Origin of the sequence: Neobacillus nitrireducens, assembly GCF_030915405.1 — a bacterium.
GTDB lineage: Bacteria > Bacillota > Bacilli > Bacillales > Cytobacillaceae > Neobacillus.
This window is the reverse complement of the sequence record NZ_CP133262.1, coordinates 2466207-2482896: the sequence shown is the minus strand read 5'-3', so window position 1 is coordinate 2482896 and position 16690 is coordinate 2466207. Positions and strand designations below refer to the sequence as shown.

General features: G+C 38.4%; 16 protein-coding genes and 1 riboswitch. Of the genes, 11 read left to right on the top strand and 5 right to left on the bottom strand.

The window, feature by feature from the left end:
• Window positions 1–27 precede the first annotated feature (27 nt).
• Window positions 28–1659: a M4 family metallopeptidase gene (locus RCG22_RS11995; RefSeq protein ID WP_308106987.1), complete on the top strand. Its 1632-nt coding sequence runs from the start codon at window positions 28–30 to the stop codon at window positions 1657–1659.
• 583 nt (window positions 1660–2242) lie between these two features.
• Here the strand turns inward: RCG22_RS11995 and RCG22_RS11990 are convergent.
• Window positions 2243–2731 (bottom strand): nucleoside deaminase, encoded by a 489-nt coding sequence (locus RCG22_RS11990; RefSeq protein ID WP_308106986.1) that lies wholly within the window; start codon window positions 2729–2731, stop codon window positions 2243–2245.
• A gap of 182 nt (window positions 2732–2913) precedes the next feature.
• On the opposite strand from RCG22_RS11990, the gene RCG22_RS11985 reads away from it, so the two are divergent.
• Together RCG22_RS11985 and RCG22_RS11980 are read left to right on the top strand one after the other, a co-directional pair.
• Window positions 2914–4110 carry a class I SAM-dependent rRNA methyltransferase gene (locus tag RCG22_RS11985; RefSeq protein WP_308106985.1) on the top strand — a complete coding sequence of 399 codons (1197 nt, stop codon included), beginning with the start codon at window positions 2914–2916 and terminating at the stop codon, window positions 4108–4110.
• A gap of 178 nt (window positions 4111–4288) precedes the next feature.
• Window positions 4289–4510 (top strand): hypothetical protein, encoded by a 222-nt coding sequence (locus tag RCG22_RS11980; RefSeq protein WP_308106984.1) that lies wholly within the window; start codon window positions 4289–4291, stop codon window positions 4508–4510.
• A gap of 72 nt (window positions 4511–4582) precedes the next feature.
• On the opposite strand, the gene RCG22_RS11975 is transcribed toward RCG22_RS11980, so the two are convergent.
• Window positions 4583–5092 (bottom strand): DoxX family protein, encoded by a 510-nt coding sequence (locus tag RCG22_RS11975; RefSeq protein WP_308106983.1) that lies wholly within the window; start codon window positions 5090–5092, stop codon window positions 4583–4585.
• A 288-nt stretch (window positions 5093–5380) separates the two neighbouring features.
• Here RCG22_RS11975 and RCG22_RS11970 point away from each other — a divergent pair, with 288 nt between their 5' ends.
• The 3 genes from RCG22_RS11970 (at window position 5381) to RCG22_RS11960 (ending at window position 7510) form a co-directional block, all read left to right on the top strand.
• Window positions 5381–6088 (top strand): MBL fold metallo-hydrolase, encoded by a 708-nt coding sequence (locus RCG22_RS11970; protein ID WP_308106982.1) that lies wholly within the window; start codon window positions 5381–5383, stop codon window positions 6086–6088.
• Between the two features lie 12 nt (window positions 6089–6100).
• Window positions 6101–6676: a TetR/AcrR family transcriptional regulator gene (locus RCG22_RS11965; RefSeq protein ID WP_308106981.1), complete on the top strand. Its 576-nt coding sequence runs from the start codon at window positions 6101–6103 to the stop codon at window positions 6674–6676.
• 228 nt (window positions 6677–6904) lie between these two features.
• Window positions 6905–7510 carry an exonuclease domain-containing protein gene (locus RCG22_RS11960; RefSeq protein ID WP_308106980.1) on the top strand — a complete coding sequence of 202 codons (606 nt, stop codon included), beginning with the start codon at window positions 6905–6907 and terminating at the stop codon, window positions 7508–7510.
• Between the two features lie 99 nt (window positions 7511–7609).
• Here RCG22_RS11960 and RCG22_RS11955 read toward each other — a convergent pair whose 3' ends face one another.
• From RCG22_RS11955 to RCG22_RS11945, 3 genes are all read right to left on the bottom strand, one after another.
• Window positions 7610–8035, bottom strand: coding sequence for a VOC family protein (locus RCG22_RS11955; protein ID WP_098260712.1), 426 nt, complete (start codon window positions 8033–8035; stop codon window positions 7610–7612).
• Between the two features lie 182 nt (window positions 8036–8217).
• Entirely contained in the window at window positions 8218–8742 is a 525-nt protein-coding gene (locus tag RCG22_RS11950) for a DinB family protein (RefSeq protein WP_308106979.1), read from the bottom strand.
• Window positions 8743–8921: 179 nt separating this feature from the next.
• A complete protein-coding gene (locus RCG22_RS11945) occupies window positions 8922–9485 on the bottom strand; it encodes a QueT transporter family protein (protein WP_308106978.1) in 564 nt (187 codons plus the stop codon).
• A riboswitch (PreQ1 riboswitch) is annotated at window positions 9486–9530 on the bottom strand.
• Between the two features lie 131 nt (window positions 9531–9661).
• Between RCG22_RS11945 and RCG22_RS11940 the strand changes: the two genes are divergently transcribed.
• The 5 genes from RCG22_RS11940 (at window position 9662) to RCG22_RS11920 (ending at window position 16459) form a co-directional block, all read left to right on the top strand.
• On the top strand, window positions 9662–10150 hold the full coding sequence (locus RCG22_RS11940; protein WP_308106977.1) for a hypothetical protein: 489 nt from the start codon (window positions 9662–9664) through the stop codon (window positions 10148–10150).
• A gap of 200 nt (window positions 10151–10350) precedes the next feature.
• On the top strand, window positions 10351–11184 hold the full coding sequence (licT, locus tag RCG22_RS11935; RefSeq protein ID WP_308106976.1) for a BglG family transcription antiterminator LicT: 834 nt from the start codon (window positions 10351–10353) through the stop codon (window positions 11182–11184).
• 349 nt (window positions 11185–11533) lie between these two features.
• A complete protein-coding gene (locus tag RCG22_RS11930; protein WP_308106975.1) occupies window positions 11534–13396 on the top strand; it encodes a beta-glucoside-specific PTS transporter subunit IIABC in 1863 nt (620 codons plus the stop codon).
• A gap of 81 nt (window positions 13397–13477) precedes the next feature.
• Window positions 13478–14923 (top strand): glycoside hydrolase family 1 protein, encoded by a 1446-nt coding sequence (locus tag RCG22_RS11925; RefSeq protein WP_308106974.1) that lies wholly within the window; start codon window positions 13478–13480, stop codon window positions 14921–14923.
• 81 nt (window positions 14924–15004) lie between these two features.
• A complete protein-coding gene (locus RCG22_RS11920; RefSeq protein WP_374049470.1) occupies window positions 15005–16459 on the top strand; it encodes a glycoside hydrolase family 1 protein in 1455 nt (484 codons plus the stop codon).
• The last annotated feature ends 231 nt before the right edge of the window (window positions 16460–16690 follow it).

Below are 16690 nucleotides of genomic sequence, written 5' to 3'. Positions count from 1 at the left end.
ATAGTTATCATTAGGAGGCGGTTGGAGTTGAAAAAGAGAACGTCATTGGTACTAGCATTGGGATTAACGATGGGGTCTGTGCTGCCGATTACGGCTGCAGCAAAAATAGTACCCTACAATGTAACCGTAAAGAAAGACGCGGCCCTGTTCGGTAAGGATGCAAAGGTTAACTGGAAAAAAGGACAAATAGTACCATCCTTCGTTCATGGGAAGCTTTCAACCAAAGTTTATAAAGACAAAGATGCGATTAAGCAATTCTTAAAAGAAAATAAATCACTTTATCAACTCGATACCGATAAAGATTTAACACTGCTTGATGTTCAGACAGACGAGCTTGGCAGCACCCACTATAACTTTGTACAATCCATTCAAGGGATACCATTGGATGGGGCGAAGTTTAAGGTACATACCGATAAAGATGGTATTGTTACTGCCGTCAATGGAGATGTGTTCCCAGAAGCATCTTCCTATTTCAAAGGAGCATTGAAAGCACAGCTATCCAAGGATGCTGCACTTAGTCAATCTTGGAAATCTATTAAGCTGACCAAAGCAGAAACTTTAACCAATGCCGAAGCGGGCCCAACTGGTAAAAGGGTAGAAGATACAGTTGAAAAGGCGGAATTAGTTGTTTATAAGAATGGTAATCAATTTAGTTTGGCATACAAAACTAATCTCCAATTTATTCAGCCATACCCGGCAAACTGGGTCGTTTATGTGGATGCCGTAAATGGGAATATCTTAAACTCCTATAATGCAGTCGCTGATGGAACAGGAGTCGGTGTTCTAGGCGATACGAAAATGCTTAATACCTATTATTCGAGTGGTACGTACTATTTATATGACACGACCAAACCGATGACAGGAGTTATTGAAACCTTAACGGCAGTAAATAGAACCCGGTTACCTGGTAATTATTCTGTTGACCCCGATAATAATTTTAACGCAACGTCACAGCGAGCTGATGTAGACGCGCACTACTATGCGGGTGCCGTCTATGATTATTATAAGAATACGTTTAATAGAAATAGTTTTGATAATAATGGGGCTACTCTTCGCTCCACTGTTCACTATGGCAGAAATTACAACAATGCGTTCTGGAACGGATCGCAAATGGTGTATGGAGATGGCGATGGAACAACATTCCGTTCATTGTCTGGTGCGCTTGATGTTGTGGCACATGAATTAACACATGCGGTTACTGAAAGAACAGCAGGGTTGCAATACCAATATCAATCCGGTGCCTTAAATGAGTCCATTTCCGATACGTTTGGAGTATTCCTTGATAATGGGGATTACTTAATAGGTGAGGATGTGTACACACCAAATCAAGCCGGCGATGCTCTTCGGAGTCTTTCAAACCCTGAACTTTATGGACAGCCATCGACTATGAGCGGCTATGTTAATACAACCTCTGATAATGGCGGAGTTCACACGAACAGTGGAATTCCGAACAAAGCAGCCTATTTAACGATTTCAAGCCTGGGGACAGCTGTCGCTGAAAAAATCTACTATCGAGCGCTAACTGTTTATCTAACTCCTACAAGTAACTTTAGTGGTGCACGTGCCGCTCTTCTTGCAGCCGCAGCAGATCTGTATGGATCAACGAGCACACAGTACAATGCCGTTAAATCTGCTTGGACACAAGTGGGTGTAAACTAGACAGTGACCGATGTCAGCCATCACATGATGTGGTGGCTGGCATTTTTTTAAATAGATTTCCATAAAAAGGCCAAAAAAAATAGATTGGTGTCAGGCACCAATCCAAAATGGGAAGTTTTAAGAAATGAGCTCTTCGAACCATTTCCTAATTAAGTTACCTTTATATTAAGAAAAACATATGTAGAACTTATAGTGAAGTTGTGTGGAAGTTGTGAAGGTTATTGAGGTGGATCGGTTTGAAGGCAAAAAAAATAGATTGGTGTCAGCACCAATCAAAATTATGGGAAGTTGTAAGAAATGAGTTCTTTGAACCATTTCCGTATTAACTTGTCTTTATCATAAGAAAAACATGTGTAGAACTTATAGTGAAGTTGTGTGGAAGTTGTGAAGATTCTTGTAGGGATTGATTTGAAGGCAAAAAAATAGATTGGTGTCAGCACCAATCAAAATTATGGGAAGTTTTAAGAAATGAGCTCTTTGAACCATTTCCGTATTAACTTATCTTTATCATAAGAAAAACATATGTAGAACTTATAGTGAAGTTGTGTGGAAGTTGTGAAGATTTAAATTGCACCGGTTTATTTTATGATGGTCTACGTCCGTTTAAAACAACCTCCGCCATAAAAGGTGAGTATGTCTTCAATATTCTTGTTGATTCTGCGCTTAACACTCCGCCCAGATAGTGATGGAGCCGCTTTTTAATATAGGGATTTGACTCTATAAAATGTGCCATATCCATGTATTTATCCTCCACTGCAAAGACAACACTCTGAATATTTGCAAGTGTAATCGTTGATAGGCACATCATGCACGGTTCAACTGTGGTATAAAGAACACATTCCCGGGCATGTTTTCGTAAATAAGAAGCACATTGATTCATCGCATTGATTTCCGCATGTGCCAGCTCGCTATCCACCGTATTTATTCGATTGGATCCGCGCGATATAATGGTGCCGTTGTGGACGATAACTGCACCAATTGGCCGGTCCCCGCGCTTTCCTGCCTCCTCTGCTTCTTTTAATGCTTCCTCCATTAAAGATTGATGATTGTATTCCTGGAAATTTACCAGCAAATTGCTCCCCACCTTTTTTTCTATACTAATAAAATATCAGATTTTAAAAAAAACTGCCTAAAAAGTTTTATGATTTCAATAGATAAATCATGATATGATAAGTTGTTGCTATCCTGTTGATTTGTCAGGTGAGAAATTGTCTACAATAGGAGTAGGATTATTAAAATTGATGGGATGAAAAGATGAATAAAGAAGTCTACCTAAAGGTGAAATCAAAGTTTGTAAATAAATTAAAAAGCGGCTATCCGCTTATTTCTAAGGAAGCCGTCATAAATGTAGACGACTCCGTAGAAGAGGGTTCCATTGTTAAATTAGTCGACGAAAGGAACCAGTTTATTGCCAAAGGCTATTTTGGTAAGCAAAATAAGGGCATTGGCTGGGTACTGAGCAGCAAAGAAAATGTCTCTTTTGACCAAGAGTTTTTTGAGAAAAGCCTAAAAGAGGCTATCGAGCAGCGGAAATTTTATTACCAAAGTTCAGAAACGACTGCGTTTCGAGTGTTTAATGGTGAAGGCGATGGCATCGGTGGATTAACAATCGATTATTTTGCCGGGTATTATTTGTTAACTTGGTACAGTAAGGGGATTTATCATTTTCGGGATAGAATCATTCAAGCTTTAAAGGAACTGGTTGATTTCAAAGGAATTTATCAGAAAAAGCGCTTTGATGAAAAAGGCCAATATATCGAGGAAGATGATTTTGTTGCAGGTGAAAGAGGGCAGTTTCCGCTGATCGTCAAAGAAAACGGCGTCAATTTTGCTGTATATTTGAATGAAAGTGCCATGGTCGGGGTGTTTCTAGACCAACGGGATGTAAGACGAACGATTCGAGACGAATATGCAAAGGGGAAGTCAGTATTAAATACCTTCTCCTACACAGGAGCTTTTTCCGTGTTTGCCGCTTTAGGCGGAGCCTCGAAAACAACAAGTGTCGACCTAGCCAATCGAAGCAGAAGTAAGACGAGTGAGCAGTTTACTATTAATGGTATTGATCCTGAAACGCAGGCCATTATGGTTGAGGATGTATTCAAGTATTTTAAATATGCCGTCAAAAAACAGGTGAAGTTTGATGTGGTCATCCTTGATCCACCAAGCTTTGCACGGTCAAAGAAATTTGTCTTTAGTGCAGAAAAGGACTACAAGGATCTTCTAAAAGAAGCCATTTCAATTACAGAGAACAACGGAACCATTGTTGCATCCACGAATAGCAGTGCTTTTGGGATGGAAAAATTTAAGAGCTTTATTGATATTGCTTTTAAGGAATCTGGGAGCAGATACAAACTCTTGGAGCAATTTTCACTACCCGAAGATTTCAAGACCAGCAAAAACTTCCCAGAAGGCAACTATTTAAAGGTCGTATTTATTAAAAAGATGAAATGAGAACGGTGCCTGACACCCACATGAAATTTTATGTGGTGTCAGGCACTTTTTTTAGTTTTCAGGGTGTTGTTCATCCTTTTTTTGCAATATAATAGAGGAAGATGTTCACGAAATTGTCAAAAATACAACGTTCTTAACGTACATAAATTAAAAATAAATATCTATGGGGGGAATCGATATGATTAGAGCGGCTATTGCTGGTGTTGTTGGTTTTGTGCTTATTTTTGTGGAATCAATGATTGTAATGAACCTAAAAGGTCTAGAAACAATTGAATATGGCGGTTTAACTCCGTTTATAAATGTCTGGGCTATGAACTTCTTTTTCGTATTTGCCATCCTTACACAGGTAACCAATTGGTACGAGAACAAGGAAAGTTTAAAAGAAGATAAGAGCTTTTAAAAATTACTCATAACATAAATAAAACGACGCCATCTGGGATGAAGACCCGAATGGCGTCGCTTTTTGTTTAGATTAACCGTTTTGTTTTACCGTTTTATTACCATTGAATACAGTTTTGCGAATGAATGGGATTACCCAACGGTCAAGACCAATGCGACCTGCGTTATAACCAGAGAATAGGATAATTGCTCCGATAAAAAGGTCTGTTGGAATATGAGATACCGTTCCTGCTAAGAAGAACGAGAAGTTCATCACAAGACCAAAGAACATTGCAGCTGTTGTTAAGCATCCAAGAATAAGTCCAAGTCCTACTAAAAATTCACCTAAAGGAACAATCGTATTAAAAATATCAACGTTTGGTAACGCAAAATGCTGTAAGAAATCTACATACCAGCCATAAACAACGCTGCCATCTGGCCCTTTTACTGGATTAGCAATGACCCCTTTCAAAAACCCGGAAGCATCAAACCCGCCTGTTAATTTACCGAACCCAGCTGTTATCCAAGAATAACCGATATATAAGCGAAGAACTGTTAAAATCCCTGCAGCAACTTTATTTTCTCTTAACCAATTTACTACCATGTGAAACACTCCTTGTTAATTAGTTTTTTTTGTATGTTCGTTAACTACATTACTTACTATATCAAACTTATTTTGAAATCAGGGTAAATTGTTCACCATTTCACATATTTGTAATAAAGATGTGAACATTTTATTAACGGGGCTTTAGGCTCCATTCGCTACTTTTGGAAAGAGTGATGAATATACATTTATAGGATAAAATTACATTTTTTACAAAAAAGACTTGATAAAACTAATGTCACTAGTTAATGTTAAACTAACAGTATTAGTTAAAAGGAGATGGGAACTGTGAGGATGATTAAACAGGGGTACTTGTATCAAGTTACTTTCATGCCAAATATTTTCCCGGTTAACTGTTATTTGGTGGAGGAAGAGGATGGATTAACGCTAATTGATGCAGCACTTGGTTTTTGTACAAAGGGGATAATGAAGGCTGCTGCTACGATTGGAAAGCCGATTACCAAAATTGTATTAACGCATGCTCATGAAGATCATGTGGGCGCATTGGATTCAATTAAAGAATTGCTGCCGGGAGTACCGGTGTATATTTCGAATCGAGACCACAGATTAATGAATGGTGACCGATCCCTGGATCCTCATGAGGCACAAACCCCGATTAAAGGCGGTGTACCGAAAAAGTTAATAACCCGGGCCAATATATTATTAAAGGAAGGCGACTTGATTGGTTCGATAACTGCCATCGAAACACCGGGGCACACACCAGGATCCATGTCATTTTTGGATCTGCGCACCAATGCATTGATTGCCGGGGATGCCTTTCAAACACGAGGTGGAATCGCAGTTGCAGGGGATATGAAGCCGTTGTTTCCATTCCCTTCCTTTGGCACATGGAGTAAGGAAACCGCATGGACGAGTGCACGGAAATTAGTGAATTATCAACCCGAATTACTTGCGGTTGGTCACGGGGAAATCATGATAAATCCAGTAAACGCAATGGAACAGGCAATCAAAAATCTGGAACGAAAAATAGGATAGGGAGTAATTTATATGTCACCAAGACCAAAAATCGGTCTCGATATCTCATTTATAATAGAAGCAGCGGGAGAAATAGCCGACCAATATGGGGTGCAGGAAGTTACCTTAGCCAGCTTAGCAAAGAAACTAGGGATTCGCCCGCCATCTTTATATAATCATTTTGATGGACTCACTGGTTTAAGGAAGAAATTAGCTATTTACGGAATCGATAAACTTTATGAGGTAATGGCAGATGCAGCAATTGGGGTGTCAGGCACCGAAGCTGTGATTGCGGTAAGTCAGGCTTATGTGAACTTTGCCCGTAGGCATCCAGGGATTTATGAGGCGACGTTACTCGCCCCGGACCCAGAAGATGAGGATGTGCAGAGGGCAGGGGCGAAAATCGTTGTTCTTTCTGTCCGCGTTTTGCAGGCATATCATTTGGAAGGGGAGCAAGCCCTCCATGCGGTCAGGGGTCTGCGCAGTATTTTACATGGATTTTCTGCTTTAGAGCAAAAAGGCGGCTTTAAGATGGCATTGGATTTGAATGAAAGTTTGCTGATTATTCTTAAGGCATTTCTTGCTGGGATTGGGCAGATCGATAGATGAATGGAAGGTTAGTAGCTGCTAATGTGGAAGGAGCAGAGTGCCCGTTCGCAAGGGAAAATCCTGGCCGCGGGCATTCTGAGAGGTGCGCAGTGCCCTTTCGCATGGAAAAATAGCAACCGTGGGCACTATCCGCTTCTTTAAATTCATATTAAGGTACATTTTGGAGATAGAGACTGATGTCTTGCTTTGGTATAATGGGATAAAGTTTAGTGTTAAGGAATGATCAAGATGAGATCAGAAAAATTGGGTTTGGTATTAGATGTGGAGACAACCGGTTTAGGACCTACTAAGGACGAAGTAATCGAGCTAGCCTTAAAATTATTTTCCTATCGAGAAGATACCGGTGAAATTATCGATATTATCGAGGAAGACTCCTTTTTACGTGAGCCAATTTCCCGTTCAGCAAGGAACAATTATGATACAGCCTACCGAGTTCATGGCATCCCATATGAGTTGGTCCAAGGGAAAAGCTTCTATGATGTAAAAATTAAAACGTATTTCCATCGCGCTGATTCGGTCTTCGCTCACAACGCCTCCTTCGACCGCAGCTTTCTTTATCACATGTACCCGGAAGTTAACGATTTGAAGTGGTATTGCACGATGAGAAACATCCCGTGGAAAAATTACGGCTTTCCCAATGGAAAATTATTAACCCTTTTACAAGCGCACAACATTACAGACTATCAAACACATAGAGCACTAGATGATATTACATACTTATTGGAATTGCTTAAGAAAACAAGTCCGAATGGTAATTTTTATCTTCAGGAAGTGCTAGAAAAGTCACCCATGAGAAAATACCAACCAACTGTTTCACGTACAAAAATGGGTTGAAAAACTAATCAAACGTTTGATTAGTTTTTTTTATGGATAGAAAAAAGCCCGGTCACATATGGCTCGGGCTAAATTGCAAGCATCTCGTATATAAAAATTCTATTGTCTGCCTTCAGTGAAGATCTGGAAGTTTACCCCAAATTTATCTATAACGCTGCCATATGCAGGGCTGAAAAACGTTTCTTGAAGTGGCATAGTCACTTGCCCGCCTTCTTGTAAGGCCTCAAAGAATTTATGTGCTTGGTCTGCGTCGTTCGTTGAAATACAGATGGTCACTTGATTTCCACTTTGATGTGGTTGGCCAGGGAAGGTATCAGAAAACATTAATTCAGTTTCGCCCACTTTAATGGTCGCATGACTTATACGATCTTTTGCTTCGGCAGGTAGTGGGAAATCCGGATTTTCTGGCATTTCTCCGAAAGATTGAGAAAAAAGAACTTGTGCATCTAAAGCCTTTTCGTAAAATTGAATGGCTTCCTTTGCATTTCCATCCATCACAAAATAGGGAATCAAACGTAATGTCATCAAAAATCTCTCCTCAGTTTTAAAGTTTTTTTGATATCCTCGGTTGGATATAAGCTTGGGCAGGCAGTTCAATATGCCCCACTTCTTATTATTACCGATATTCCTATTATAAAACGGGGAACTAATGTTCGCAACAAGAAAAATGAGCCCAAGGGAAATATCTCCTCCGAGCTCACTTATGTTTATTTTAATAATGGAAGGTATTTTTCAGTAATAATATTAAAATGGTGGAGAGCGTGGCCAGCGATAATGTAGGCAATGGCACGGGCAGTGACTTCCGTGTTATTGGCAATGCCAATATTTGCCCAGGCCTCATCCGGCAAATTTTGAATTAACGTAAGGGTAGCCTTTCTCGTTGCAATGAAGTCTTCGAGAATATTTTTAATTGGCAGTATATTAACTTGCGAACCTTGAACATAATCATTTTCGTCAAAACCAGCCAAAGCTGTCTGGTCACCACGGCCAACTCGGAGTAGGCGGTAGCTCATAATTCTTTCAGTATCTGCCATATGACCAAGGACCTCTTTGATACTCCATTTATTTTCAGCATAACGAAATAGGACATCGTCTTCCGATAGCGACTCAAAAAGCTCAATTGTCTTTACCAAAGTCTCTTTCAAAAGTGTAATTAAATCATCTTCCTGAACTAAGTTTACATACGGTTTGTAATACTCTGGGTATTCACTTGCTAAAGGACGTTGCGGCATATGATTTTCTCCCCTCTACTCTCAGAATTTCTGACGCTAACAACTTCAATCCTACCATAATCTTCATAATAATCGAATCGATTTAATTGCATTTTCCCCCTTGTAATAGTTAAAAAGATCTTCTACATGGAACAAAAAAAGGGCTGCTGTATTCATTAATAACAGCAACCTTTATATGATTAAACCATTTTTTCAAAATGAACTCGCTTGTTAATTGCATACATGACGGGCATACCGACGATCATTACAACAAATTCCCCAACCGCTGTTGTGAGCCAGGTGAACATGAATGGCAAATCAAATGCCAAATGAAGTTCAAGGGCAATCAAGAACATCGTGAAGGTAAAAACAAGTGTGTTAACAATCATACGAGTCCAAATATTTTTGATCAAGCGTGCACACGCAATTGTAATTAACAAGGCAAGTACGGATTGACCGACACCAAAAATAAGGTCATAAGCCTTCATAGGTGAGAAGAAAAGGTTGGTTAAAAATACACCTAAAATAATTCCATAAATATATTTTTTGTTAAAAACAATCAGATGATTGAACATCTCTGAAACTCGATACTGGACTTGGGTAAATCCGAAGGGTTGGATTAACGCCGAGACAGCAATGTACAATGCGGCGATAATCCCATTTATGACAATTGCTTGCACATTGTTGTGTGCTTTGCCAGTTGTGGGATTCCCATTGGAGGTGCTACCTAGTGCTTGTGATAATGTATTATTCTTCAACTTCATTTCTCCTTAGTTTTTTTTAGTGGGAGGATCTCGAACCACTCGCAATCTATTATAATATTATAAAAAATTGTATCAGTCAATGACACCTTTTTTGGGAATAAGGAAATTTTTTCAAAAATAGTAATAAAATTTTCTTATCTTGTGCATTCTAAAAGAAAAAAAGGAATGGCATATAGATGAGAAAGAATAAAATGATTTTGCTAGTTATCCTGATACTTCCTTGGTTGTCGATGCCTTTCTTGGGGAAACGAACAATCAAGCGTTTATATCCAGGGGCTCTATTTATGTTTGTCTGGGTAGGAGTTGAAAGTATTCTCGCCAAAAAAAGAGTGTGGTGGAGGATTTATGAAAAGCTTAGTCCTAAAATAATAGGCGAATTGCCATTCATGCTAGGTCCATTTTTTGTCGGTTCATTATGGATTTTAAAATTTACAGTAGGTAATTTTATGAGATACCTTTTTTTAAATTTAATTTTTGATACTCTTTTTGCTTATCCAGGGATGTTTATTTTAAAAAGACTAGGAATTGCCTCGCTGATTAGACTAAGACCTTACCAAATGGTTCTATTATTTATGGGTAAATCAGTGATTATGTACGGGGTTCAGAGTTTAGCGAATAAACTAACGAAAAAACCGAAGTCTCTTTTTCAAAAGTTATTTTCTTAAATCAACACTCATGAAAAATAGAAGGATATAAACTTTGGATTTAAACCATTGCAAGCTCTTTCAAAAAATGATAATATTTGTATTAACTTTTTAAAATAATAGGATTGTTACTGTTAAATCAGGCAAAACCTAAAACTAATAAGACTCTTTATTAGTTTTAGGTTTTTTTTTATAAAAACTTCCATAAAAAGGTGATTTATATGAAAATCTCGAAGGTAATTAATAATAATGTTATCAGTGTTTTAAATGCTCAGAATAAAGAATTAGTGATAATGGGCAGGGGAATTGCTTTTCAAAAGAGACCTGGTGATGTTGTAGATGAAAGTAAAATCGAGAAGACCTTTAAATTGGACAATAAAGATGTGTCCGAAAAGTTTAAAACCTTGTTATACGAAGTCCCTCTAGAATACATGGATGTTTCAGAAAGAATCATTTCCTATGCCAAGGAAAAGCTAGGGAAAAAGTTAAATGAGAGTATTTATGTATCTTTAACGGATCATATTACTTTTGCGATTGAGAGAAACAAGAAGGGTTTACTAATTTCCAATGCGTTACAATGGGAGATCAAAAGAATTTATAGTGATGAATTTGCCATTGGTTTAAAGGCGATAAAAAAGATCGAAGAGATGCTTGGCATTACTCTTCCAGAGGATGAAGCGGGATTTATTGCCATGCATATTGTCAATGCAGAGCTCAATGAAGAAATGCCCAATGTTGTTAGTATGACAAAATTAATTCAAGATATATTAAACATTGTTAAATATCATTTCAAAATCGAATTGGATGAAGAATCGTTGAATTATTTTCGTTTTCTTACCCATTTAAAGTTTTTTGCACAACGCCTTTTTAGTGAAAAAAACTTGGAAAGTCCAGACGACTATCTATATGACATGGTGAAAATAAAGTATCCAGATGCCTTTGTATGTACGGGTAAAATAAAGGGATTTATTGAGAAGACCCATAATTATAATATTACGAAGGAAGAAATGGCCTACCTCACAATTCATATTGAACGTGTTGTTAACCGAAGCTAGTCAAAATTTTCAAAAAGGAAAGCGTTGACATGGAATGAAAACGCATGCTATTATTAACTTATAAATTAATATTAATTGATTAGGATTGTTACTGATTATGCAGGCAAAACCTAAATTGTGATGTCATACAATTATGGCGGGCAATTTAGGTTTTTTTTATTCCTTATGAAAGAACATGCGAAAGTGCTGGCCAACACATTCAAATGTATCGTAGGCTCATCAAAACTTAATACTATCAAAACAGGATTGTTACTGGTAAGGCAGGCAAAACCTGAGTAGATCGAGTTCGAACTTTTATGGACTCCTGCTGCTCAGGTTATTTTTTTACACAAATAAGGAGGAACTTCTCATGGATTACAATAAATCTGCTAAAGAAATATTAGAGCTTGTTGGTGGGGAAGTAAATATTCAACATGTTATCCACTGTATGACAAGACTTCGTTTTAACTTACATGATAATAGTAAAGTAGATCGTAAAAAGTTAGAAAAAGTTGAAGGGGTTATGGGGACTAATATCAGCGGTGATCAATTCCAGATTATCATCGGAAATGACGTACCAAAAGTATATAATGCCATTTTAGGAAACAGTTCCATTAAAGCAGATAGCCAAGGCAAGAAATCAGGGAAAAAGAAAAATGTCATCAATTCCATCTTTGATGTGATCTCTGGTGTGTTCACACCAATCCTGCCAGCGATCGCTGGTGCCGGGATGATCAAAGGGCTCCTAGCGGCTGCCCTAGCATTCGGCTGGCTTTCTGACAAGAGCCAAATATATACCATCTTAAATGCTATTGGTGATGGTGCATTCTATTTCTTGCCTATTTTACTAGCAGTCAGCGCAGCAAGGAAATTTGGCAGCAACGTTTATGTAGCAGCAACCATAGCAGCGGCACTTTTACACCCAACCTTAACAGCATTATTGAGTGCAGGTAAACCAGTCGAATTTCTAGGCCTACCTGTTACAGCTGTTACGTATTCCTCAACTGTTATCCCTATTCTGTTAGCCATTTGGATTGCAGCCAAAGTTGAAAAATGGGTCGACCGTATTATTCCAAGTATGTTTAAACTGATTCTTGTTCCCACACTTACGATATTAATTGTTGTCCCTGTCACATTAATTGCCGTGGGACCACTTGGATCATTTATTGGAAACTGGCTTTCTTTAGGAGTTGGCGCATTATTTGATCATGCAGGTATTGTTGCAGGGTTAATTTTAGGCGGTACATGGTCATTGATTATTATGACAGGTATGCACTATGCGTTTTTACCAATTGCAATGAACAATCTTGCTACAAAAGGTTACGATGTGATCATGCCTTCCATGTTCATGGCAAATATGGGGCAAGCTGGTGCAACCTTTGGTGTATCCTTACGTTCAAAAAACAAGTCTTTTAAATCATTAGCGATGACAACAAGTATAACGGCAGTTATGGGGATAACCGAACCAGCCATGTACGGGGTTAACATGCGATTGAAGAAACCGTTTATCGCTGGATTAATAGGCGGTGCCGTCGGTGGAGCCTATTATAGCGCCGTTGGAGTGAAATATTTTATTCTTGGTGGTAGTGCAGGTTTACCAGGTATACCTTCATTTATTGGAGAAACATTTGTATTAGCCATTTTAGGATTTCCAATTGCATTTGCAGCAGGTGCGATTGCAGCATTAATTATGGGATTTGAAGATGTTGAAAGTGAAGAAGAAAATTCTTCAGTAACAGATGAGAAAGTACCAAATAATCAATCCGATTTAGTGGTCGCTGCAGAGCAGGTATACAGCCCTATTAAAGGTGTAGTAAAACCATTAACTGAGGTTAATGATTCCACATTCTCTAGCGGTATTATGGGTAAAGGGTTCGCTATTCAACCAGAAGAAGGGAAAGTAGTCTCTCCTGTTGCTGGAAAAATCACAACTATTTTTAAAACAAAGCATGCCATTGGCATCACAAGTGATAATGGGGCAGAAATTCTTATCCATGTTGGGATCGATACAGTGAAACTAAACGGTAAGCACTTTACATCTCATGTGAAAGACGGTGATTTTGTTGAGATGGGAGATACCCTTGTAACCTTTGATATCCATGCGATTAAAGCTGAGGGTTTTGACTTAATTACACCGGTTATCATCACAAATCCAGACCGCTATCAATCGATTAACCCTGTAAAAGAAGGCAAGATAAATAGCAGGGAAGCTTTCATAGCATTACTAGTGTAGGTTCATAAGGGGGGGATTTCCCCTCCTTACATATTCTGTTATATATAGACTGAAATAAAAAACTTATGAGGTGAAAATAAAATGACTACAAATGAAACTAGATTTCCAAAAGGATTTTTATGGGGCGGTGCTACTGCTGCTAACCAAATGGAAGGTGGATTTCATGAAGGAGATAAAGGATTGAACATTGCAGATGTTCTTCCTGGTGGAAAAGAACGACTTTCCATTCTACAGACTCCCGGCTTTAATTTTGAAATCGATAAAAAAAAGTACAGCTACCCGAATCATGAAGGCATTGACTTCTACCATCGTTACCAAGAAGATATCGCGTTATTTGCGGAAATGGGTTTCAAAGCATTTCGTTTGTCAATTGCCTGGACACGTATATTTCCAAACGGTGATGAACTTGAGGCAAATGAAGAAGGTTTAGCATTCTATGACCGTGTCTTCGATGAATTACACAAGTATGGAATTGAACCTGTTGTAACGATCTCTCATTATGAAATGCCAGTAACCCTTGTAAAAGAATATGGCGGTTGGAGAAATCGTAAAGTTGTTACTTTCTTTGATAGATATGTGAATGCTATTTTCAATCGTTATAAGGATAAAGTGAAAAATTGGATGACATTCAATGAGATTAATAGTGGCTTGGTCATGCCAATAATGGGACTTGGTTTCTCAATCCAAAAAGAAGAAGACAAATATCAGCCAACATTCCAAGCATACCATCATCAATTTGTGGCTAGTGCGATTGCTGTAAAAGCCTGTAAAAAAATCATTCCTGATGCGAAAATTGGCTGTATGATTATCTTTGCGCCAGTTTACTCTTTCGATTCAAATCCAGAAAACGTTATGTATGCCCTTCAGGAAGAGCGTTTGTTTAACAATTTCTGCGCTGATGTACAAGTGCGCGGCGAGTATCCAGCGTTCATCAAGCGCTACTTTAAAGAGCATAATATTGAATTAGAAATTCAAGAAGGCGATTTAGAGATTATTAAAGAAGGCACGGTCGACTATATTGGTTTTAGCTATTACATGTCACGTACTGAGAAAAAAGTAAAGTCAGAACTAGAAGCCTCACAAGGAAATATCATCGGCGGGGTGAAAAATCCATTCCTTAAAGCAAGTGACTGGGGATGGGAAATCGACCCAACTGGTTTACGGGTTAGCTTGAACAAATTATATGACAGATATCAGGTTCCATTGTTCATCGTGGAAAATGGTCTTGGTGCGTATGACAAAGTGGAGGAAGACGGTTCCATCAATGATGACTATCGGATTGACTATTTACGTGAACACATCAAGGCGATGGGTGAAGCAATCGAAGATGGTGTCGAGCTTATGGGTTATACAAGCTGGGGCTGTATTGACTTGGTTAGTGCATCATCAGGTGAGATGTCAAAGCGCTATGGTTACATTTACGTCGATAAGCATGATGATGGCAGTGGGACATTAGAACGTAAGAAGAAAAAGTCATTTTTCTGGTATAAAGACGTCATTGCGACTAATGGAGAAGACTTAAAATAAGGTGTATTTTTCATTAAAAGTAATAGATTTCTGAATAACATTGGGAATCTTTAAAAACGGCTGGAGGAATTTGTTGTGACTATAGATAAACGAACATCATTTCCAGAGGGTTTTCTCTGGGGAGGAGCAACCGCTGCAAACCAATTAGAAGGTGCCTATAATGAAGGTGGCAAAGGATTATCTATTTTTGATATGATTACGTTTGTACCTAAAGAAGAACGAAATGATATTGAGATGGATGTAAGAAGTGTAGAAGAATTAGAAGCGTTATTAGCAGGGAAAGAAGGAGAAAACTTCCCAAAACGCCGTGGCATCGACTTTTACCACCGCTATAAAGAAGATATTGCCTTGTTTGCTGAAATGGGCTTTAAAACATTCCGTATGTCTATTTCATGGCCACGTATTTTTCCAAATGGTGATGAGTTGGAGCCAAATGAAGAAGGACTAGCATTCTACGATAAAGTGTTTGATGAATTATTAAAGTATGGAATTGAGCCTTTAGTAACTTTATCGCACTATGAAATGCCGCTTCACTTGGTACAAAAACACAATGGGTGGACAGATCGCCGCGTAGTTGAGTACTTTGTTCATTATGCTGAAACCGTATTTAAACGTTATAAAGAGAAAGTAAAATACTGGCTAACATTTAATGAAATTAATGTATCGACCATATCTCCGTACATTGGCAGTGGGATTCTTGTTGACCGTGTCGAGCATAAGGAACAAGCCGTATATCAAGCGCTCCATCATCAATTTGTGGCAAGTTCACGGGCTGTAAAAGCGTGTCATGAAATCATTCCAGGGGCCATGATCGGTTGTATGCTGGCTCGAATGGAAGTTTATCCAGAGACGTGCAGTCCTGATGATGTTCTCGCTGCCTTAGAGGAAGATCAAAAGAATCTATTCTTCACGGATGTTCAAGTACGCGGGTATTATCCAAGCTATATGTTAAGTTATTTTGAAAAAAATAATATTCAACTCGATATGTTACCAGGTGACGAAGAAATTTTGTTACAGCATCCAGTAGACTTTCTATCATTTAGTTACTATATGACGATGGTGACGAGTGGTAATCCTGATCGATTAAAAGAAAAAGGGAACTTTTTCAGTGGCATCAAAAACCCTTATTTAGAAGCCTCTGATTGGGGTTGGCAAATTGATCCTAAAGGGCTGCGGATTACATTAAAGAAAATGTACGATCGTTACCAAGTGCCGTTATTTATTGTAGAAAATGGATTGGGTGCATACGATCAACTAGAAGAAGATGGCTCGATTAATGATGATTATCGTATTGACTATTTACGCGCCCATATCGAACAAATGGGAGAAGCTATTAAAGACGGAGTAGAAGTTATGGGTTACACTAGCTGGGGCTGTATTGATTTAATTAGTGCGAGTACCTCAGAAATGTCGAAACGTTATGGATTTATTTATGTGGACCAAGATGATTATGGGAATGGGACATTAGACCGGAAGAAGAAAAAGTCATTTTTCTGGTACAAAGATGTCATCGCAACTAATGGGGAACAACTGTAATTAGATAAACGTCGATAACCACTGCGGTTATCGACGTTTTTTGGCTCCAATGAGCGAATTTTTGGCTCCAATGAGCGAATTTTAAGCTCCAATGAGCGAATTTTAAGCTCCAATGAGCGAATTTTTAGCTCCAATGAGCGAATTTTTAGCTCCAATGAGCGAATCTTTAACTCCAATGAGCGAATCTAAAAAAAACAATTTTTAAATATAATTAGCGTCTAATTTTCTGCC